General features: G+C 67.1%; 21 protein-coding genes. 3 read left to right on the top strand and 18 right to left on the bottom strand.

Going from position 1 to position 21100, the window contains the following annotated elements:
• Positions 1–703 precede the first annotated feature (703 nt).
• From RBB34_RS18995 to RBB34_RS18980, 4 genes are all read right to left on the bottom strand, one after another.
• Positions 704–1018 (bottom strand): L-rhamnose mutarotase, encoded by a 315-nt coding sequence (locus RBB34_RS18995; protein WP_306120815.1) that lies wholly within the window; start codon positions 1016–1018, stop codon positions 704–706.
• A 61-nt stretch (positions 1019–1079) separates the two neighbouring features.
• Positions 1080–1922, bottom strand: a complete 843-nt coding sequence (locus RBB34_RS18990; protein WP_306120814.1) for an ureidoglycolate lyase — start codon at positions 1920–1922, stop codon at positions 1080–1082.
• The gene (locus RBB34_RS18985) at positions 1919–2899 is read right to left on the bottom strand and encodes a C-terminal binding protein (RefSeq protein WP_306120813.1); all 981 of its coding nucleotides are present in this window, start codon (positions 2897–2899) and stop codon (positions 1919–1921) included. Before RBB34_RS18985 ends, RBB34_RS18990 begins: the two co-directional genes overlap by 4 nt.
• Entirely contained in the window at positions 2899–3684 is a 786-nt protein-coding gene (locus tag RBB34_RS18980) for an acetoacetate decarboxylase (RefSeq protein ID WP_306120812.1), read from the bottom strand. The genes RBB34_RS18985 and RBB34_RS18980 overlap by 1 nt, the downstream gene beginning before the upstream one ends.
• 149 nt (positions 3685–3833) lie before the next feature.
• Here RBB34_RS18980 and RBB34_RS18975 point away from each other — a divergent pair, with 149 nt between their 5' ends.
• Entirely contained in the window at positions 3834–5060 is a 1227-nt protein-coding gene (locus RBB34_RS18975) for a glycosyltransferase family 87 protein (RefSeq protein WP_306120811.1), read from the top strand.
• 24 nt (positions 5061–5084) lie between these two features.
• Here the strand turns inward: RBB34_RS18975 and RBB34_RS18970 are convergent, their stop codons facing one another.
• From RBB34_RS18970 to RBB34_RS18915, 12 genes are all read right to left on the bottom strand, one after another.
• Positions 5085–5558, bottom strand: coding sequence for a tetratricopeptide repeat protein (locus RBB34_RS18970; RefSeq protein WP_306120810.1), 474 nt, complete (start codon positions 5556–5558; stop codon positions 5085–5087).
• 125 nt (positions 5559–5683) lie between these two features.
• On the bottom strand, positions 5684–6616 hold the full coding sequence (locus RBB34_RS18965; protein WP_306120809.1) for a type II secretion system F family protein: 933 nt from the start codon (positions 6614–6616) through the stop codon (positions 5684–5686).
• Between the two features lie 10 nt (positions 6617–6626).
• The gene (locus tag RBB34_RS18960; RefSeq protein WP_306120808.1) at positions 6627–7592 is read right to left on the bottom strand and encodes a type II secretion system F family protein; all 966 of its coding nucleotides are present in this window, start codon (positions 7590–7592) and stop codon (positions 6627–6629) included.
• Between the two features lie 11 nt (positions 7593–7603).
• Positions 7604–9025, bottom strand: a complete 1422-nt coding sequence (locus RBB34_RS18955) for a CpaF family protein (RefSeq protein WP_306120807.1) — start codon at positions 9023–9025, stop codon at positions 7604–7606.
• A gap of 13 nt (positions 9026–9038) precedes the next feature.
• Positions 9039–10253 (bottom strand): response regulator receiver protein, encoded by a 1215-nt coding sequence (locus RBB34_RS18950; RefSeq protein WP_306120806.1) that lies wholly within the window; start codon positions 10251–10253, stop codon positions 9039–9041.
• Between the two features lie 33 nt (positions 10254–10286).
• Positions 10287–10556 (bottom strand): hypothetical protein, encoded by a 270-nt coding sequence (locus RBB34_RS18945; RefSeq protein WP_306120805.1) that lies wholly within the window; start codon positions 10554–10556, stop codon positions 10287–10289.
• Between the two features lie 3 nt (positions 10557–10559).
• On the bottom strand, positions 10560–11930 hold the full coding sequence (locus RBB34_RS18940) for a type II and III secretion system protein family protein (RefSeq protein ID WP_306120804.1): 1371 nt from the start codon (positions 11928–11930) through the stop codon (positions 10560–10562).
• An 8-nt stretch (positions 11931–11938) separates the two neighbouring features.
• Entirely contained in the window at positions 11939–12871 is a 933-nt protein-coding gene (cpaB, locus tag RBB34_RS18935) for a Flp pilus assembly protein CpaB (protein ID WP_306120803.1), read from the bottom strand.
• 217 nt (positions 12872–13088) lie between these two features.
• Positions 13089–14159: a BMP family ABC transporter substrate-binding protein gene (locus tag RBB34_RS18930; protein ID WP_306120802.1), complete on the bottom strand. Its 1071-nt coding sequence runs from the start codon at positions 14157–14159 to the stop codon at positions 13089–13091.
• Between the two features lie 81 nt (positions 14160–14240).
• Positions 14241–15167 carry an ABC transporter permease gene (locus RBB34_RS18925; RefSeq protein WP_306120801.1) on the bottom strand — a complete coding sequence of 309 codons (927 nt, stop codon included), beginning with the start codon at positions 15165–15167 and terminating at the stop codon, positions 14241–14243.
• Positions 15164–16258, bottom strand: a complete 1095-nt coding sequence (locus RBB34_RS18920) for an ABC transporter permease (RefSeq protein ID WP_306120800.1) — start codon at positions 16256–16258, stop codon at positions 15164–15166. Before RBB34_RS18920 ends, RBB34_RS18925 begins: the two co-directional genes overlap by 4 nt.
• Positions 16255–17841, bottom strand: coding sequence for an ABC transporter ATP-binding protein (locus RBB34_RS18915; protein WP_306120799.1), 1587 nt, complete (start codon positions 17839–17841; stop codon positions 16255–16257). Before RBB34_RS18915 ends, RBB34_RS18920 begins: the two co-directional genes overlap by 4 nt.
• 182 nt (positions 17842–18023) lie before the next feature.
• Here RBB34_RS18915 and RBB34_RS18910 point away from each other — a divergent pair, with 182 nt between their 5' ends.
• Positions 18024–19253: a UbiH/UbiF family hydroxylase gene (locus RBB34_RS18910; RefSeq protein WP_306120798.1), complete on the top strand. Its 1230-nt coding sequence runs from the start codon at positions 18024–18026 to the stop codon at positions 19251–19253.
• On the opposite strand, the gene RBB34_RS18905 is transcribed toward RBB34_RS18910, so the two are convergent.
• The gene (locus tag RBB34_RS18905; protein ID WP_306120797.1) at positions 19228–20193 is read right to left on the bottom strand and encodes an AEC family transporter; all 966 of its coding nucleotides are present in this window, start codon (positions 20191–20193) and stop codon (positions 19228–19230) included. The two genes, RBB34_RS18910 and RBB34_RS18905, sit on opposite strands and share 26 nt — an antisense overlap.
• A 152-nt stretch (positions 20194–20345) precedes the next feature.
• Between RBB34_RS18905 and hspQ the strand changes: the two genes are divergently transcribed.
• Entirely contained in the window at positions 20346–20672 is a 327-nt protein-coding gene (gene hspQ / locus RBB34_RS18900) for a heat shock protein HspQ (protein WP_306120796.1), read from the top strand.
• A gap of 240 nt (positions 20673–20912) precedes the next feature.
• Here hspQ and RBB34_RS18895 read toward each other — a convergent pair.
• A partial coding sequence (locus tag RBB34_RS18895; protein ID WP_306120795.1) for a DsbA family protein occupies positions 20913–21100 on the bottom strand: 188 nt, incomplete at its 5' end.

Genomic DNA, 21100 nt, shown 5'->3' with positions numbered 1-21100 from the left:
ACATCTTCGAACCAGAAGAATGCGCAAACTACTTCAAATCATCCGGTTACGAACCAGACTGATCGAAAACCGCTCTAGCCACCCCGCCTCCCCCTTGAGGGGAGGCACGCGAAACCAAGCGAAGCGACGGTTGAGCGGGTGGGGGTAACAGTCGAACGCTACGGCCGCACACAACCCCCACCCGGCTCTGCCGCGCTTCGCGCGCCAATCGCCGACCTCCCCTCAAGGGGGAGGTTGGGGGTCGTCCGCCCCCCTTCTCCGTCATCCTCGGCCCCGAGCCGAGGATCCATTCTGTGATGGTGGCGGCACCCGCCCGCCGGTGAAGAACGGGCCGCGTCCGTCGGTGCCGGTGCATTTCACGGCCGGAACGGAATGGATCCTTGGGTCAGGCCCAAGGATGACGGCGGTGGTTTATGCGCCTTTGTCGGCGGTCAGCCAGCGGAAGATGACGGGGCGCCAGTGCCCGCCCGCTCGTTCCTCTCCCCGGCGGGGAGAGGTGGGCGAGGCGCACAAGCGCCGAGACCGGTGAGGGGGCACGGCGACGAAAACGCAAGCGGTCACGCAGGGCGCACCATAGCCCCCTCACCCGACTGCGGCTAAGGCCGGCCATGCCGACCAAGCCTCGTATCCCTCTCCCCGCCGGGGAGAGGAAAAGAACCGCCAACCCGGCAGTACCGGGCAGCGCGCCGGCCCGCGCGCCGCCTCAATCCATGTGGAACTGCAGCGGCAGCAGATAGGGGAAGCTGGTCGACGGGTCGACCTCCACCTTCATGATCGGCCCCATATATTCGCCCCATTTGGCGTTGACCGGATGGGCGGCGAGCGCCTTCTGGCTCGCTTGCAGATCGTCGGTCTCGAAATAGCCGAACAGCGTCAGCCCGTGCCGGAAGATGTTGTAGTTGCGGATGCCCGCCGCGCGCAGCGCCTCGAGCATTTCCGGCCAGATCTCGTCATGGCGCTTCTTGTATTCCTCCTCGTAGCCGGGCCGAACCTCCAGCACCCAGGCGTAATGGGTCATTGCCGTCTCCTTCCTTGTCCGTCAGGCCCGCCGGCGACCGGCCGCCGGCGGGACGTCGCCCTCAGGCCTGGCCGACCGTCTGGGTCTGCTCGCCGAGCCCCTCGATGCCAAGGCGCATGGTCTGGCCGGCCTTCAGGAACACTTGCGGGTTCTGGCCCATGCCCACGCCCGGCGGCGTGCCGGTCGAGATCACATCGCCCGGCTGCAGCGACATGAACTGGCTGATATGGCTGACCAGTTCGGCCACGCCGAACACCATCGTCTTCGTCGAGCCGTCCTGATAGCGGTGGCCATCGACCTCCAGCCACATGGCAAGGTTCTGCGGATCGGCCACCTCGTCGCGCGTGACGAGCCATGGCCCGATCGGCCCGAACGTGTCGGCCGACTTGCCCTTGACCCACTGCCCGCCGCGATTGATCTGGAAGTCGCGCTCGGAGACATCGTTGATCACGCAATAGCCGGCCACATGGTCGAGCGCGTCGGCGGCCTCGACATAGCGCGCCGGCCGGCCGATGACCACGCCCAGTTCCACCTCCCAGTCGGTCTTGACCGAGTTGCGCGGGATCAGCACCTGGTCATTGGGACCGCAGATCGCCGATGTCGCCTTGAAGAACAGGATCGGCTCCTTGGGCACCTCCATGCCGGTCTCGGCGGCGTGGTCGGAATAGTTCAGCCCGATGCAGATGAACTTGCCGACATGGCCGACACAGGGGCCGATGCGCGGCTCGCCCGCAACCGCCGGCAGGCTGGCCGCATCGAGCCCGGCGAGCCGCGACAGCCCCTGGGGCGTCAGCACGTCGCCGGCGATGTCGTCGATCTCGCCCGACAGGTCGCGGATCGTCCCGTCATCGTCCAGTAGTCCGGGCTTTTCCGCGCCGGGTTCGCCATATCGCAGCAGTTTCAAGATGCAGTCTCCTCGTTGTTCACAAACCGAACCGGACAGCGCGGCGGCTCACCGTTGAGTGCCCGGCCAATGTCCTCGGCCACCATTGCCTGCAGGCGCGCGATCGCCGTATCGGAATACCAGGCCGCATTGGGGGTGATCAGGCAATTGGCCGCCTGAAGCAAGGGCGATCCGACCGGCAACGGTTCCTTGACGAAGCTGTCCAGCGCAGCCCCGGCGATCGTGCCGGCATAGAGCGCGGCCGCCAGATCCTCTTCGACGACCAGCGCGCCCGCAGCGGTGTTGACGATCACCGCATGGCTGCGCATCGAGGCGAGCCGGTCGGCATTGACATAGCCGGCGGTGTCCTCGGTCACGGCGGCATGCAGCGTCACCGCGTCGGCTTCGGCGAAAACGGTCGCCGCCTCGGCGCGGTCGACACCGTGCGCATTGGCCTCCACCGGTCCGAGCGCCGGATCCGCGACGATTGCCGAAAACCCCAGCCCCCTGAGCTTGCCCCAGACCGCCCGACCGATCCGGCCGAATCCGAAAAAGCCGACCGTCGTCTCGGCGAACGGCCTTATCGGCCGTGCGACCGCCACCGCGTCCCAGGCGCCCGAGCGCACCGAACGGTCGAGCCCGGGCAGCTTGCGGAGCAGCGTCAGCAGCGAGGCCACCGTGTGCTCGGCCATCTCCTCGACGCAGTAATCGGGAGCGTAGCCGACCTTCACGCCCGCCGCATGCGCCGCTTCGATATCGATCGTGTCGACATCCGACCCGTAGCGCAGCACGGTCGCCCCCGGCGCCAGCGCCGCGATCGCCTCGGCGTCGACCGGCGCATCCTGCACCACCGCCACATCGGCGTCGCGCACCAGCCGGGCGACATCGCCGGCGGGCACGGTTCGATGGGCCTCGAAGGTGGCGCCGTTTTCAAAGGCGGCCGCGCGCTCAGCCGCTACATTGGCGAAGGTGTAGTCGGTCACCACGCAGCGGCGCATCAGCCATTGTCCGCGGCGAGATAGTCATGGATGATCTCACCGGCGACCAGAGTGAAGTCGGCACGCCAGAAATAGCCCGTCAACGGCTCGCGCACGGGCAGCCGGAACACCGGCGCCTGGGCGTTCGGTCGCAGGTCCACCGTGCACGGGCCGGACCAGCATTCATGGACGGTCACGCCGGTGAGCTTGCGCGAGGAGAGTTGGCGGATCGCCGCGCGCCCGTCGATGTGGTCGATGGCCTTGAGATTGATGTTGGTGGCGAAATCGAAATGCGCCGCCACATCGCCCGGCTCGGCCGGTGCGAACTTGTAGGGCAGTGTCGCGGTGATCACATCGATGCCGTTGCGCGCCACGGTGCCGACGATCAGGTCGCCGCGAAACTCAAGGCGCGGTTCGGCCAGCTTCTTGGGCTGACCGTGGATTTCCCGGCCATGGGCGACGCCGATGTCCGAACTCAGGAACAGATAGGGCGAATAGGCCCCCGCCGGCCCGCCGGGCAATTGCGCGCCGACCATGACATTGGCCTCGCCATAGGGGCCCAGCCGGTCCGGGTCCGTCATGTCGTAGATGTGGATGGCGACCACGTCGCCGGTCGAGACCAGCGGCGGCGGCAGCAGGAAGCGCGCCGCTTCCGCGTCGGTCCGGTAGTAGACGGTCAGGATGCGCGCATTGCGAAACCGGAAGGGAAAGGGCGGAATCATCGGCGCGTCCCAGGGGGTTGCGAACCCTGGTTCGATGATGTCGCGCTCGGTCGGCCGCTTCACACCATAGCGGCTGTCTGCCATGTCGCCCTCCCTCCCCGAACGGTTTTCAATTATCACACGGGCAAGGCGGCGCAAGCATTCCCCGCAGGTCAGCCGCCCGTTTAACCGCCCATTCAGCAAGGCGCGGTAAGCCCGCAGCACGGCGATCGGAAACAGATGGGTCGAATGCGATGGGCAAGACAGCCGCCGATGCGCGAGCGGTGATGGCAAGCGGAGACTGGATCACCCGGCAGCGACTTGTCGTCTACCCGCTGCTGATGCTGACGCTGATCGTGGCGACGACCGGCTACGTGCTGGCGAGCAATGGCGGCCTGCTGCCCAATGGCGCGCCCTTCGGTTCTGACTTCGTCTCCTACTGGGTCGCCGCGCGCCAAGCGTTGGCCGGCGCGCCGCACCTGCCCTATGACCGCGCCCTGTTCGAGCCGGCCCAGGCCGCCCATTTCCCGCAAAGCGGCTATTTCGCCTTCTTCTACCCGCCACACTATCTGGCCTACATGCTGCCATTGGGCGCCCTGCCCTATTATGGTGCGCTCGGATTGTGGATGGGGGTCAGCTTCGCCGCCGCAGCGTCGATGCTCGTCGCGATCGCCGGCCACGGGCGGCGGACGGTTATCCTCGCGCTCGCCTTTCCGGCCGCCTTCCTGACCCTCGCCCATGGCCAGAACGCGTTTCTGAGCGCGGCGCTGTTCGGCGGCGGGCTCTATCTGCTGCCGCGCCGGCCGGTGCTGGCCGGCATTCTTTTCGGCCTGCTGACGTTCAAGCCGCAGCTTGGCCTGCTGATCCCGCTCGCGCTTGTGGCGGCAGGGCAGTGGCGCGCCATCGCCGCCGCCGGCGCGACCCTGCTGGCGCTGATTGCCGCCTCGCTTGGCCTGTTCGGCGCATCGACATGGCTGGCCTTCCTGGCCCAGAGCGAACACGCCATGCAGACAATGCAGTTCGGCCTGGTCGACTGGTACAAGATGATCTCGACCTATGCGGCGCTGCGCGTCGCGGGCCTTGGCGACGGCGCGGCGATGACGGTGCATCTGGCGGTCGCGCTGGCGGTGGCCGCGACGATCGTCTGGGCCTGGTTGCCCCGATCGGGCGTCACCCATCAAACCCGCAGTGCACTGCTGCTGACCGGCGCGCTGCTGGCGACGCCCTTCGGCCTGAACTACGATCTTTATCTTCTGGCGCCGGCGCTGGCGTTCGTCGCCGCGCGCGGGCTGCGGGCCGGCTTCCTGCCCTATGAGAAGACGATGATGGCGGTGCTGTTCCTGGCGCCCATGGCGCTTCTCGCGATGATGGCGGCGGGCATTGCGGTCATGCCGATCCTGCTCATTGCATGGTTCGCACTGCTGGCCCGGCGGGCGGCGGCCGAGCGCGGCGCGCCGATGCTCGCTCAGCCCGCCGAGTAGAGCGCGCCCAGTGAAGCGCGCCGCTCACCCTTCGGCGTGGGCGAGCTTCCAGTTGCCTTCGATGATCGCGTTGCCGGGCGCCAGTGCCCGCGCCTCGGACAGCAGCGTGCGCGCACGCTCCAGTTCGCCGCGCAGGATCATCGAATAGCCCTGATTGTTCAGGATCGATGCCTTGCGCCCTTCCAGCCGCAGCACTTCGGCATAGGCGCGGTCTGCGTGATCGAACCGGCCGAGCCGGTCATAGGCCGCCGCAAGGCCGAGCCAGGCGGTGCCGTTCTCGGGCCGCGATTCCACGGCGAGGCGAAAATGCCTTTCGGCCAGCCCGTAATTGCCCGCCTCATACTGCGCGGTCGCCATTGTCAGGCGCTGTTCGGCCGGCGTGCCGGCCTGTGTGTCGAAAGCCTTGCCGGTCGTGTCGATCTTGGCCATGGACTGGCAACCGGCCAGCACCAGAGCCATGGCACCAAGCGCCAGCGCACGGTTTGCGCGCATTGTCATGTCAGCCACCCCTGCTATCGTCCGGTTTTCCGGATCGTTGGGCCGATTTTGGCACAGGCCGGTAAAATCGCCGTTTGCAATCGCGGTTAACGCAAGCGAGCCCTTCGCCCCGAGCCCGTCGATTATCAGCCCGCAAAGCGCACGATGGTCGGAATGATCGCCATCAGCAGCACCACGGGCAGGATGCACATGGTGACGGGTATGGTCATCTTGGCGGGCAGCGCATGCGCCTTCTCCTCGGCCTTGGACATGCGCTTGTGGCGCATTTCGTCCGAGAACACCTTCAGCGTGCCCGACAGCGATGTGCCCAGTTCCTTGGACTGCTTGAGCAGCATGGCAAAGGCGCGCACCTCGTCGAGCGCCAGCCGGTCGCTGAGCGCCTTGAGCGCGTCCTCGATCGGCCGGCCCGCGCGCAGCTCCAGCGAGACCAGCACCAGATTGCGGCTCAGCGAGGGATAGGTCGTCGCGATCTCGCGCGACACACGCTCGATGGACGCTTCAAGGCTGAGCCCGGCATCGGCGCACACGATCATCAGATCCATGAAGTCGGGAAAGCCCGTGCGATATTCCAGCGCCATCTGCGCGGTCCGGCGCATGACCACGAGCGTCGGCGCCAGATAGCCGCCGATCAGGAGCATGCCGGCGATCAGCACCGCATTGAGGGAAAATGGCGGCAGTCCGGCAACAAAGATGCCGAGCCCGCCCAGAACCAGGCCCGCCACGACCCCGGCCAGCCGCGCCAGGAAGTACTTTCCAACCGCATCGGGGTTCATGTAGCCGGCGCGAATGAGCATCTGGCGCAGGCGCATGACGTTTTCGGGATCGCTCGATGCGTAGAAATCGGCCGCGCGCCGCGCCGCCGTACCGGCGATCTCGGCCGCCTGCTTGCGCTCGACTGCCGCGGTCGGCGACGTCCTTTCGGGGGCATCGATCACCAGCCGCCGCTTGAGCCCGCTGCGGTCGTGGCGTTCGCGCACCAGCCGCTCGCCGACGACATAGGCGCCCATCAGGGCGGCGAACATGACAAGGGCCGCGCCGTAGATCGTCACCGTATCCATCACGCGCCCCTCACGGCTTGATCGCGGCCAGCTTGAACAGGATCACATTGCCGACCAGGAGCCAGAAGCCCGCCCCCGCACCCAGATACCAGGTCAGCGGATTGTCGATCACATCGCCATAGTAGTCGGGCACCAGGACATTGAGCGCTGCGATCAGGAACACCGGCACGGCGGTCAGGATGTAGGCGGACATGCGCCCTTCGATGGAGATTGCCTTGATCTTGCGGCGCAGCTTGGCGCGTTCGCGGATGACGTGGGACAGCCCGTCCAGGATCTCGCGCAGGTTTCCGCCGGTGGTCGACTGGATCTTCACCGCCGTGACGAACAGCGGCAGGTCTTCATGGCCGACCCGTTCGAACAGCGCTTCGAGCGCGATGACGAAATCGGCGCCATAGGTCACCTCGTCGGACATGATCCCGAATTCGGTGCCGATCGGATCGGGCATTTCGCGCGCCACCATGGCGATCGCGATCGGCACTGGATGGCCTGCCTTGAGCCCGCGCGTGATCAGATCGAGCGCCTCGGGCAATTGCGCGCCGAACGCCTTGTGCCGCGCGCTTCGGCGCATGCGCAGGATCACGATCGGCATGACGATCATCAGCACCGCAGCGCCCAGCAACCCGGCCGCCAGCACGTTGAAATAAAGACCCGCCGTCACCCCGATCAGCAAGCTGGCGAGCGTGGTGACCGAGGCGAACTGCGCCAGCGGCATCTTCATCGCCGCCTGAAGACGCATGCGGTGCAGCACCTTGGTCAGCGAGGTGTCGCGCGATGCTCCATCCAGCCCGCGCTCCTTGCGCAGCTGGTAGAGCACGTCCTTCTGGCTGGCGGTCTTCTCGGTCAGGCGCATGCGGCGGTTGACGGCCCTGCGCGAGCCCGAACTGGCCGACATCAGAAGATAGGCGGTCTCGGCCAGGATGACGCCGGCGATCGCCGCGAACACATAGACCGCATAGCGCGACAGTTCCGCTTCCATCGCCCCTCCCGTCAGCCCTCGGGCCGGAATGCGGGGTCGAAATAGTCGCCGGGGAACTCGACGCCGGTTGCGATCAGTTCCTCAAGGAAGCGCGGCCTGATGCCCGTCGCCTCGAAATGGCCCAGGATCCGGCCATCGGCGTCCATGCCGGTGCGGCGGAAGGTGAAGATCTCCTGCATCTGGATGACATCGCCCTCCATGCCGGTGACCTCGGCGACCGAGGTGACCTTGCGCTGGCCGTCCGAAAGCCGCGTCAGCTGGACGATCAGCCCGATGGCGCTCGCGATCTGACTGCGGATCGAGGCCACCGTCATCGGCATGCCGGTCATGCCGAGCATCTGCTCGAGCCGCGCGATCGCATCGCGCGGCGTGTTGGCGTGGATGGTGGCCATCGAGCCTTCGTGGCCGGTGTTCATGGCCTGCAGCATGTCGAAGGCCTCCTCGCCGCGGCATTCGCCCAGGATCACCCGGTCCGGGCGCATGCGCAGTGCGTTCTTGACCAGGTCGCGCTGGCGGATCTCGCCCGATCCCTCCGCATTGGCCGGCCGCGTCTCCATGCGCGCCACGTGCGGCTGCTGCAGTTGCAGTTCGGCCGCGTCCTCGATGGTGATCAGCCGCTCGTCCTCGGAGATGAAGGCCGAAAGCGCGTTCAGCATGGTCGTCTTGCCGGTACCGGTGCCGCCCGAGATGATCGTGGTGATGCGCGCATAGACGGCCGCGGCCAGCACTTCGGCCATCGGCTTTGTCAGCGCCCCGAACTCGACCAGCTTGTGCAGTTCGAGCTTGTTCTTGGAGAACTTGCGGATCGAGACCAGCGGCCCGTCGACGCCGACCGGGCGGATCGCGGCGTTGAAGCGCGAACCGTCCAGCATGCGCGCGTCGCACATGGGCGAGGATTCGTCGATCCGCCGGCCGACGGCGGCGACGATCTTGTTGATCACGCGCAGCAGATGCGCCTCGTCCTTGAACGGAATGTGTTCCTGGACGAGCTTGCCGCGTCGTTCGACGAAACAGTTCCGGTGCCCGTTGATCAGGATGTCGTTGACGGTTGGGTCCTTGAGCAGCGGCTCGAGCGGGCCAAGGCCGATCAGTTCGTCCAGGATCTCGTCGACCAGCGCTTCCACCTCGTTGGCGTTGAGCGGAATGCGCTCGTTGCGCACATGCTCGTCGACGAACCCGTGCACCTCCTCGCGCATGCGCTCGGGCGGCAGCGATTCGAGCGCGACCAGATTGATCTCGTCGAGAAAGCGCTGATGGATGCGTACGCGCGCGTCGAGCGTGCGGTCATGGCTGGCCTCGGCGGGCCTTGCCGGCGCCGGCTTTGGCTTTTGCGGGCGGATATTGGGGATTCGCACCGCCTCGTCGGCCGCAGCGCCCTGTCCGATCGCCGCCGGAGCCGGTTTGCGCGCATGCAGGGTGAAACGATTGGCCATGATCGTCTTTCCCTCAGCCCGCGCGCCGGAAGGGCAGAGCCGACAGGCCGAACAGTCCCCGGCCGCCGCGGCGTGCTTCGAGCGCGGCCTCCTGCGGCTGGATCACGCGCCTGAGATCGCGCAGCACGTTGGCGTCCGGATCGATGTCGTGGATGGGCACGCCCCGATCGACGGCCGAGCGCACCAGCCGGTAATTGTTGGAAATGCAGCCGGCGAGCTTGTCGCCGAGCAGGTCGCGCACATCCGAATCGCGAATGCCCGGCTCGCGCGCCCTGGGATCGCAGCGATTGATGATCACGCCCGGCTTGACCGTGGACTCGGTCTGGATGTCGATCGCCTTGAGCAGGCGCTGGGTGTGGCGCATGCACGGCACGGTCAATTCGGCGGTCAGAAAGACGTGGTTGGCCCCGCGCAGCACCGTCTCGGTCCAGGGAAACCAGATGCGCGGCATGTCGATGACGACATGGTTGAAATAGGCCGACACCAGGTCGAGCACGCGGGTGACCACATCGGGATCGAAGGTCGACTGCTCGGCCGGATCGTTCGGCGCGGCGAGCACGGCGAGCCCGCTATTGTGGCGCGAAAGCAGCGCATCGAGCAACTGCCGGTCGAGCCGCTCGACCGATGCGCCGATCTCGGCCACCTTGAAGGCCGGCTCGATGTCCAGATATTCGGCGCATGAGCCGAACTGGAAGTTAAGATCGACCACGCAGGTCGAAGCCGGCCCGGTCGCCGAATTGTGCAGGATGAAGGCCGTCTGCAGCGCCAGGATCGTGTTGCCGACGCCGCCCGCCGCCGGCATGAAGGCGAAGATTTCGGCTTCGTCGCCCGCCTCGCTGGCCATGCCCTTGAGCGCGCGCATGCACGAGCGCACCAGATCGGCCGTCTTCGTCGGCTTGGTCAGAAGGTCCGCGATCTGCATCTGCACCAGGATGCGCGCCAGGCCCGGATCCACCTCGCGCACCGCCACGACGATCGGAACCCGTGCGCCAAGCTGACGCTTGAGCCGGCCAAGCGCCTCGAGCGCTTCCATCGGCGCGTCGTCGAGATCGACGATGACCACGCCCGCCTCCTGGGCTGCGGCGCCCGCCGGCATCTCCATGAGCGGCTTTTCGATCGTCTCCAGCGCAATGTGATCCAGCGCGAAGAAGGCCGACCGGGTCTCGGCGACGAAGTGCCGGTCCGGCGAGATGAGAACGATGCTGTGTGTGCTGGTCTTGTCGGTCATGTCGGTCTTGCGTTTGTCCCCGCCCGGTGTGGGTCAGTCGTCGATGATCGGCGCCGGCACGACGGCGGGCGGTGCCTGGGCGGGTGCGTCATCGGCCGCACCGCCACGCGCGGCAGGCACGCGCAGCTCGGTGTCCTGAACGCCGGCCGGCCAGGGGTCGATGATCTGCAGCGCGCTGTTGTGGGCGATGGCGTCCCCGCCGGCCAGCACCATGCCCTCCAGCGCCGGGTCTTCGGTCGTATTGCAGGCCGAAAGCGCAAGCAGCAGCGGCAATCCCGCGCATATGGCGAATGCATGACGCATGGCTCAGCCCTCCCCGCCATCGACATCGAGCGTCAGGATATGGCCGGTCGTGCGCGGCGGCCGCGCAATGGGCTCGCCGGCCCCGGTCGCCGAGGTCTGCACCTCGTCGACGCCGAGCACCAGGTTTTCGGCCGTGGTCGCCGCGCGCGTGCCGTCGAGCGGGGTCCGCGTCGGCGTGCCCGGTTCGATCGGCCGCACGAGATGCGGCGTGACGATCATGACCAGGTCGGTCTCGCGGCGCTGGAAATCGCGCGAGGAGAACAGCGCGCCGATGATCGGCAGGCGCGAGGCGCCCGGCAGCCCTTCCAGCCCGCGATCGTTTTCGGACTGGAACAGCCCGGCGATCATGAAGCTCTGCCCCGATTTCAGGTCGACCGAGGTCTGCGCGCGCCGCACCAGCAGCACCGGAAAGCCGTTGACGGACATGCCCTGATCGATCGAGGAGACCTCCGGCGCGATGTCCAGGCTGATCAGCCCCTTCTTGAGCACGGTCGGCGTGAATTCCAGCCCGATGCCGAATTTCTTGTATTCGACCGTCACCCCGCCCTCGCCGTCCGAAACGGCGATCGGAAACTCGCCTCCGGCGAGGAAATTGGCCTTCTGTCCCGACCGCGTGACGAGGTTGGGCTCGGCCAGCCGGCGGGCGAGGCCGCGCTTCTCCATCGCGTCGATCGCAAGGTCGACATTGAGCCCGCCGCTGATCAGCTGCACGAAGATGTTGCTGTCGGGCGTGGCGTATTCCGGCCCGTCCGGGCCGATCACCGGCGCGGGATCGCGATAGCCGACATTCTGGAAGCGCACGCCCAGCTCCTGGCCGGCATTGCGGTTGACCTCGACGAAGCGGACATTGAGCTGGACCTGCTGCGAGGAGGTCACCTCGACCGAACTGATCACCTCCTCGTCGCCGGCAAAACGCGCCGCGATCGTGTTGGCCATGTCGGCCGAGACCTGGTCGGGCGCCGAGCCCGACAGCACGATCCGGCCATTGGTCGTCTTCACGCGGATATCGGCGTCGGGCACGTTCTCGCGGATCGAGGACTTCAGACGGGTCGTATCGACGCTGACCTCCAGATCGATCGAACCGACCACGCGCTGGCTCTCGTCGAAAAAGGCGATGCCGGTCGTGCCGGCCGCGTGGCCGAGCACGTAAAAGGACTGGTTCGTCAGCGGCTGCACGGTGGCGATGTCGGGATCGCCGACCACGATCTCGTAATAGGGCCGATTGGTGCGGATCGTCAGCGGCTTGCCCTTTTCGGCTGTCACCAGCTTGGTGCGCAGCCCGCTGATCGAGACCACCTCGCCATCGGCCTTTGCCGGCATCGGCGCGGCAAGAACGGCAACGCCCAGCGCGATCGCGGCGGCCAGTTTCGTCATTGGCGTTTTCATTGTCCGGCCCTTTCGTCTGGCACGGTGAATGTCTGGGCGGTGTCGCCATGGCGAACCGTGACCGTGGCGAGCCTTGGCTTGGGTGCGGTGTCGGGCGCATAGGCCGAGGTCACCATCTCGTCGATGCCGAATTGCGGCAGCACGCCCACCGCATCGCTCCCCTCGCCGGCCTTGCGCAGATGCAGCGACAGGACCCCCGCCGACTGCGCCGCCGACAGCGTGCGCGCTTCGACGGGCGCCAGTTCCAGCGTCACCGAGGCGACGACCACCGGCTCGGCGCGCCGCTCGTCGGCGATCTGGTCGACCGACAGCACCTTGACGTTCTCCAGAACCGTGACCGCGCTGATGCGCCGCCCGTCATCGGAGGCAAAGCTGCGGCCGGGCTCGCCGGCCGGCCCGGCCGGCCCGGGCGTCGGTGCGGCGCTCGCCTCGGCGCCGCCGAATTGCTGGGTCAGGATGATGTCGACACGGTCGCCCGGCACGACGAAGCCGGCAACGCCCGTCACCTTGTTGACGGCGATGGTGACCGCCCGCTTGCCGGGCGCCAGCCGGTTGGACAGCGTCGGCCGCCCGTCGGGGCCGGTGATCTTGGCGGTCAGAATCGGCTCGTTGAGTTCGATCGCCTCGAGCGCGGCGCGCGGGCCCTCTGCCATCAGCGCGTCGATGGTCTCGAAGGCGCCGCGCGGCACGGCGTCGGTCGGCCAGGGGATCTCGCGCAGCATGTGCGGCGCCAGTTCGGCGCCGTAGCGCAGCGGCTCGGAAGCGACCACGATGGTGCCGAATTCGACCGCCGGGACGATCGGCTCGGGCGCCGGCACGGTCTCGACCACGGTGCGCACGTTCTGGCGCAGCCAGTAATCGGCCGCAAACACCGACAGCCCGCCGAAGACGAGCGCCAGTGCACCCATGGTCAGATATCGCCTGTTCATCGCCGCCCGTCGTCCCCAAGCGCAGTTCCCGCTACCGGGTGCAACCGTGCACGCGCCTTGGTGAACAATCGCCAAAGATCGCGGTTGCAAATGCGAACGCTTGAAACGACGGTTAGCGCGACGTTAAGGCATTGATGAAAATGCGCTTTTCAACCAGGTGCGCAAACTGGAAAAGGCGCCCGAAGGCGCCTTTGCCGATAGCGGGGCAACCGGCCGACTATTCTGGAAGCTGGTCGTCGATGCCCTCGATATAGAAGTTCATGCCGAGCAATTCGCCCTCGGTCGCGGTCTCGCCTTCGGCGAGCCACTCGGTGCCGTCCTGCCTGTTGATCGGGCCGGTGAACGGCTCGAAATCGCCCACCATGATGCGCTTTTCGGTCTCGTTGGCCATGGCCGCGACCTCATAGGGCATGTTCCAGTAGGGCGCCATGACGACGTGCCCGTCGGCGAGGCCGCCCCAGACATCGACCTGCTCCCAGGTTCCGTCGAGCACCGCGCCGACGCGTTCGATATAGTAGGATGCCCAGTCATCGACGATCGAGGTGAGCTGGGTGTTCGGCCCGAAGGCGAACATGTCCGAAGCCTGACCGAACGCCATGATGCCGCGTTCCTCGCCGACCTGCATGGGCGCGGTGGAATCGGTGTGCTGGACGAGGATGTCGACGCCCTGGTCGACCAGCGCCTTGGCCGCGTCGGACTCCCGGCCCGGATCGAACCAGGTGTTCACCCAGACGATCTTGACCTCGAAATCGGGATCGACGGACTGCGCTCCGAGCATGAACGAATTGATCCCGCGCACCACCTCGGGGATGGGGAACGAGCCGATATAGCCGGCCACCCCTTCCTCGGAGACGCTTGCGGCGATCTGGCCGAGAATGTAGCGGCCCTGATAGAACTTCGAATTGAAGGTGGCGACGTTCGGCGTCTCGCGCTTGTAGCCGGTGGCGTGCTCGAACTTGACGTCGGGAAAGCGCGCCGCGATCTTGTTGGTCGCGTCCATGAAGCCGAACGACGTCGTGAAGACGATGTCGCAGCCGGAACGCGCGAAGCGCTCGATCGCCCGCTCGGCATCGGCGCCTTCCGAGACGCTTTCCAGATAGGCGGTCTCGACGCGGTCGCCATAGGCTTCCTCGACCGCCAGCAGGCCCTGATGGTGCTGGTAGGACCAGCCATAGTCGCCGATCGGGCCGACATAGATCCAGCAGGCCTTGGCATCGGCCGCCTGCGCGGCGCCGGTCGCCGCCAGTGCGCCGAAAGCGGCCAGGGTGAGTTTTGCGATATGTTTCATGATCACCTTCCCAATACTCGTGGTGTTGCCGAGGCTGTGGAACCACAACCTCGCGTATCCCGGCCGTGAATGGCTCTTTTTTCAGCGCTCGGGGACGAACGGTTTTCCCAGCGACGCCGGTGTGTTGCGCATGGTCATCCGTCTGTTCGATGAAATCAAGACAAGAACGACGATCGTCGCCAGATAGGGCAGCGCCGACAGGAACTGCGAGGGGATGGCCACGCCCTGCGCCTGGGCATGGAACTGGGCGATGGTGACCGCGCCGAACAGATACGCGCCCACCACGACGCGCCAGGGCAGCCAGGAGGCGAAGACGACCAGCGCCAGTGCGATCCAGCCGCGCCCGGCGGTCATGTTCTCCACCCATTGCGGCGTGTAGACCAGCGACAGATGCGCCCCGGCGAGCCCGGCGCAGGCGCCGCCGAACATCACCGCCAGATAGCGCATGCGCAGCACGTTGATGCCCAGCGCATGGGCCGAGCCGTGATTGTCGCCCACCGCCCGCAGGGTCAGCCCGGCCCTTGTGCGGAAGATGAACCACCATACGCCGATGGCGAGCAGGATCGACATGTAGAAGATCGGATCCTGGGCGAACAGGAGCGGACCGATCACCGGCAGTTCGGACAGGCCGGGCACCGCGATCGGCTGCAGCTTGATGCCCGGCAGGCCGACGAACTGCTCGCCCGCCATGCCGGCAACGCCCAGGCCGAGCAATGTCAGCGACAGGCCGGTGGCGACCTGATTGGTGGCCAGCGAGAGCGTCAGGAACGCAAACAGCAGCGAGAACAGCGCCCCGCACACGATCGCCGCGAAAACGCCCATCCAGGGCGAGCCGAAGAGCTGCGCGGCGCCGAAGCCGGTCACCGCGCCGATGATCATCATGCCCTCCACGCCCAGATTGAGCACGCCCGAGCGCTCGACGACCAGTTCCCCCAGCGCGGCGATCAGCAGCGGCGTCGCCGCCGTCGCCGTGGTCAGCACGATCGCCTGGATGATCTCCGGGCTCATTGCGCCGGCTCCAGCCGCGCCGGCGCGGGCCGGACGATGCGCACCCGGTAACGGATGAGCGTGTCGGCGGCGAGCACCGAGAACAGCAGCACGCCCTGGAACACGTTCGCCACCTTGTCGGAAACGCCCAGCGAAATCTGCGCCGCCTCGCCGCCCAGATAGGACAGCGCCAGGATCAGCCCGGCGGCGACGATGCCCAACGGATTGAGCCGGCCCAGAAACGCCACGATGATGGCCGTGAAGCCATAGCCCGGCGAGATCGTCGGCCGAAGCTGGCCGATCGCGCCGGAGACCTCGACGATGCCGGCGAGCCCGGCCAGCGCGCCCGAAACGATGAAGGCGAAGAACACCATGCGCCGCGCCGAAAAGCCGGCAAAGCGGCCGGCGCGCGGGCTCTCGCCGAGAACGCGGATCTCGTAGCCCTTGAGCGTGCGCGACAGCACGAACCAGACGACGAGCGCCGCCAGGATGGCAAAGACGAAGCCATAATGCGCCCGGCCCGAGGCCGAGAACATCTCCGGCAGGATCGCATCGGCGTGAAACGAGCGCGTTTCGGGGAAGTTGAAGCCTTCCGGATTGCGCCACGGCCCGCGCACCAGCCAGTCCAGGAACAGCTGCGCCACATAGACGAGCATCAGCGAGGACAGGATTTCGTTGGTGCCGAAGCGCGCCTTCAGAAAGGCCGGGATCGTCGCCCAGGCGGCCCCGCCCGCAAGCCCCATCACCAGCATCACCGGCAGGACGAGCGGTCCGGTCAGACCCGGATACAGGACCGGCAGCACAGATCCGGCGATGGCGCCCATCACGAACTGGCCCTCGGCGCCGATGTTCCAGTTGTTCGACAAGAAGCAGATCGAAAGCCCCACCGCGATCAGGATCAGCGGCGTCGCCTTGATCAGGAGTTCGTGGATCGACCAGATCTCGGTCAGCGGCTCGATGAAATAGGCATGGAGCGCGGCCACGGGCGACTTGCCGAGCGCGGCGAACATGATCGCGCCGATCAGCGCGGTGATGGCGAGCGCGATCAGCGGCGAGACGGCGCTGAACAGCGCCGAATGCTGCGACCGGCGCACCAGTTCGACGCGCATCATGCGGCGACCCCATGGTGCTTTTCGGGCTCGGCGCCGCCCATCAGAAGGCCGAGCTGTTCGCGCGTGACGGTGCGCGCGTCGAGCGGCTCGGACATCTCGCCATCGGCGATCACGGCAATGCGGTCGCAGATCTCGAGCAGTTCGTCGAGATCCTGGCTGATGACGAGTGCGCCGGCACCGGCATTGGCGGCATCCAGAAGCGTCTGGCGGATGCGCGCCGCAGCCCCCGCATCGACGCCCCAGGTCGGTTGGTTGACGACGAAGACTACCGGCTGGCGGTCGAATTCGCGGCCCAGGATCAGCTTTTGCAGATTGCCGCCCGACAGCGTCGCCGCATCGGGGTTTTCGCCAGACTTGCGCACATCCATCGCCTTGACCACGCGGCCGAGCGTGCGGCCGAGCGCCGAGTGCCGCAGAACGGCAAAGCGCCCGCCGGACAGATAGGCGCTGGCGTCCGAAGCGTGGCGACTGAGAAGGATGTTGTCGGTCAGCGGCATCGCGGCGACCGCCGCATGGCCAAAGCGCTCCTCGGGCGCGAACGCCGCGCCCAGCCGCCGCCGCCCGTTCGGGCCGAGCCGGCCGGCCGGCGTGCCGTCGATGATCACCGCATCGGGATCGTGTTGCAGTTGCTCGCCAGACAGCGCCTCGAACAGTTCGGACTGCCCGTTGCCGGCGACCCCGGCAATGCCGAACACTTCGCCCGCATGCACTTCCAACTGGATGCCGCGCAGCGCCGTCGAGAACGGGCCGAGCGGCTTCTGGTCGAGCGCGCTGACGCAGAGTACCGCCGTGCGGCTCCGGCCGGCGGCTTCGTGATCGGCCGGGCTGCGGCGCACCGCCTCGACCTCGGCGCCGACCATCATCGCCGCAAGGCTGGCCGCGGTCTCCGCGCGCGGATCGCAATGGGCGACCACCTGGCCGTGCCGCAACACGGTAGCGCGGTCGCACATGCGTTTGACCTCCTCGAGCCGGTGCGAGATGTAAAGGATCGCCTTGCCCTCGCCCTTCAGCGTCTCCAGCGTCTCGAAAAGCCGCTCGGCCTCCTGCGGCGTCAGCACCGAGGTCGGCTCGTCCAGGATGATCAGGCTGGGCTCTTGCAGCAGGCAGCGAATGATCTCCACGCGCTGGCGCTCGCCGACCGACAGATCGCCCGCCATGGCGTGCGGGTTGAGCGTCAGCCCATACGCCTCGCCCAGCCGCCGCGCCTCGTCGGCGACCGTGGAAAGCGGCGTGCCCGCCTCCAGCGAAAGCGCGATGTTCTCGGCCACCGTCAGCGAGTCGAACAGCGAAAAGTGCTGGAAGACCATACCGATTCCGAGCTTTCTTGCGGTCGAGGGCTCGGCGATCTTCACCGGCCGGCCGCGCCACAGGATTCGCCCCGCATCGGGCGAGAGCGAGCCGAACAGCATCTTGACCAACGTCGACTTGCCGGCCCCGTTCTCGCCCAGAAGGGCGTGGATCTCGCCCTCGACGATGTCGAAATCGACCGCGTCATTGGCCTTGAGCGTGCCGAAGGACTTCGTCAGCCCGTCAACGGCCAGCAGCGGCGGCGGGGCGGCGCTTTGGGAGACGTCCGTCTTCATGTCGGCCCGGTGTCAAACGCAACCGGGAAAGATTAGGCGCCCGGCCTCGCATTGCGCAATGGGCAATCGGTCCGGCGCATGCGCTCCTCCACACCGATTGCGGCATTTGGCCGGTGGACATCGCCTGCCGGCCGCGCCAAATCCCGGTTAAAGGGAATTTGGAGCTAGCCGAGGAGGTTGCGATGACCAGGACATGCGACATCGTGGTGGCGGGCGCGGGCCCGACGGGCATGGCGGCGGCGCTCGAGGCGGCCGCCTGCGGCTACGACACCGTGCTCGCGGCCCCGTCCGGCACGCATCTGGACGATGACGCGCGCACCACTGCGCTGATGCGCCCGGGCATCGCCATGCTCGAGAACTACGGCGTCTGGCCCGATTGCGCCGAGCCGTCGGCGCCGCTCAAGGTGTTGCGCATCGTCGATGCAACCGGCCGGCTGTTCCGCGCGCCCACGGTCAGCTTCCGCGCCAGCGAGGCCGATCTCGACGCATTCGGCTACAACATCCCCAATCGCGCGCTCAACGCCGCGCTCGAAAAGGCGGTGCAAGACAACCCGCGCATTGCCGTCGTCGAGGCGATGGTCTCGGCGATTGCCTTGAACGACGATGCCGCCTTTGCCACGCTGTCCAATGGCGAAACGTTCGAGGCCAGGCTCGTCATCGGCGCCGACGGGGTCAATTCGCTCGTTCGCCAGGCGGCCAGCATCGGCGCGCGCAAATGGGCCTATCCGCAGACGGCCATCGTCCTCGCCTTCGATCACGAGCGCCCCCATGGCGACATCTCGACCGAATACCACACCGAACAGGGCCCGTTCACCCAGGTGCCCCTGCCCGGCAACCGGTCGAGCCTTGTCTGGGTGATGCGGCCCGAAAGGGTGCACGACACGCTCGCCATGGCGCCTCGGGCGCTGGCGATGGCCATCGAGGAGAACCTGCACTTCACGCTGGGCAAGGTGTCGGGCGTCACCGAGCCGCAGACCTGGCCGCTGTCGAGCCTTGTCGCCCATCGCTTCGGCGCCAGGCGGGTGATGCTGATCGGCCAGGCGGCCCATGCCTTCCCGCCGATCGGCGCACAGGGGCTCAATCTGGGCTTCCGCGACGTCGCCGACCTGGCGGCCGTGCTCGCCGGCGCCGGCGCCGATCCGGGCGCGCCGCGCATCACCCGCAGCTACGATTGGCGCCGGCGCGCCGATGTCTATACGCGCACCGGCGCGGTCGACCTGCTCAACCGCTCGCTGCTCACCGATTTCGTGCCCATCCAGATGGGCCGCGCGGCCGGGCTCGGCCTGTTGAAGAACTTTGGCCCGTTGCGCGGCATCATGATGCGCGAGGGAGTGGAGCCCGGGGCCAGCGTCAAGGCGGCGATGGCCGCGCTCGACCCGCGCAATCTCAGAAAAGGTCAGGCGGCAGGATAGCGTTGGTCATCAGGTAGAGCAGCGCCGTGACCGTTGCGACCGAGCCGACGGTGGTCAGCAGCACCATGGCCGAAGCGCGTTCGACCCAAACGCCGTATTGCTGGGCGATGACGTAGACATTGGTGGCGCTCGGCAGCGCCGCCAGCAGCATCGCCGAATACACCCAGACCGGCGGAAAGTCGCCCACATACGATACCAGCACATAGGCCAGCAGCGGCTGCACGATCAGCTTGATCGGCACGATGAACACCGTTTCGACCGGCACGCGCCTGAGCGGACGCAGGGCCAGCGTGACGCCCATGGCGAACAGCGCGCATGGCGCCGCCGCACCGGCCAGATAGTCGAGCAGCGTCTGCACCGGCGCCGGCGGCCGCAGGCCGAACACCGCCGCGCCGATGCCGACGATCGTGGCCAGGATGAACGGATGGAACACGATGCGCCGGACGACATCGAGCGCCAGCCGGTAGGCCGGCGGCCGGTCCGCGCCCTGGTCCGACAGCGCCATCATCAGCGGCGCGATGATGAAGTGCAGCGTGTTGTCGAAGCAGAAGATCAGCGCCACCGGTACCACCGCCGCCTCGCCGAAGGCGAGCAGCGCCAGGCCCGGGCCCATATAGCCGATATTGCCATAGGCGGCGGCCAGCCCCATTACGGTGGACTCGGCGATCCGGCCGCCGGTGCGAAGGATCGCGATGACGAACATCAGCGCGAAGATGGCGAAAGTGGACAAGGTGGTGGCGGCGATGAAACGCCAGCGGGTCAGTTCCTCCACCGGCGTTTGCGCCAGAAGATTGAAGAACAGCGCCGGCAGGGCGACATAGATGACGAAGGTGTTCATCCAGCCCAGCGCCTCGATGGGCTGGCGCGTGATGCGGGCCGCGGCAAAACCCAGCGCGATCAGGCCGAAGAACGGCAGAACCAGCCCGATGACGCTTGCCATGTTCGCTCCGTCCACCGCTTGCGGGGCGGCCCCAACGTGCCGGCCGCGATACCGGGCCGCGCCCGCGCCGGTCAAGCCCCGGATCGAGTCAAGCTCTTGAAAGAAAAGGCCGAGCGCATCATTTTATGGCCATGAGACACACTGCCAGCAAAATGGTCACGGCCAAGTTCGGGATTGGCGATGTCGTCCAGCATCGCATGTTCCCGTTTCGCGGAGTGATCTTCGACATCGATCCCGAATTCGACAACACCGAGGAATGGTACGAGGCCATCCCCGCCGAGATCCGTCCGCGCAAGGACCAGCCCTTCTATCACCTGCTCGCCGAGAACGAGGAGACCGAATATGTCGCCTATGTCTCCGAGCAGAACCTTCTGCCCGACGAAACGGGCGAGCCGATCCGGCATCCGCAGGTGGGCGACATCTTCGACTGGAACGCCGACAACAAGCGCTATCAGGTGCGCGATATCCTGGCGCACTGACCGGGCGCGGGCCGTCAAGGGCCCCATCGCCGCACGGGCGCCATCCCCCTTCTCACGTCGCCCCCTCGAACACGATTTTGGGGCTTGATCCGCGTATCCAGTGCCGCTTGATCCCGGCAACACGTGCCGGGATGACGCACGAGGGTGCGGGGCTCGAGCCTGCGCGGGCATGACGCTCGAGCGCGCGCGGGGATGATCCAGAGCCGGATGCCGCAAATTCCGGTGCGGCCAAGCGTCCGGCTAGTTCGGCAACCCTTCCGATGCCGCCTGGCGGATCGCCATGACCAGCGTTTCGGGCGCCTGTGCCCCCGATACCGCCAGCTTGCGGTCGACGATGAAGCAAGGCACGCCCGTCACGCCGATCTCGGTGGCCCGCACCGCTTCGCCGGCAACCGCATCCCTGTCGCGGTCCGGGCGATGCTCGCCAC

The organism is Roseitalea sp. MMSF_3546 (genome assembly GCF_030732865.1).
Lineage (GTDB): Bacteria > Pseudomonadota > Alphaproteobacteria > Rhizobiales > Rhizobiaceae > Roseitalea.
This window is presented reverse-complemented; position numbering and strand designations above follow the sequence as displayed.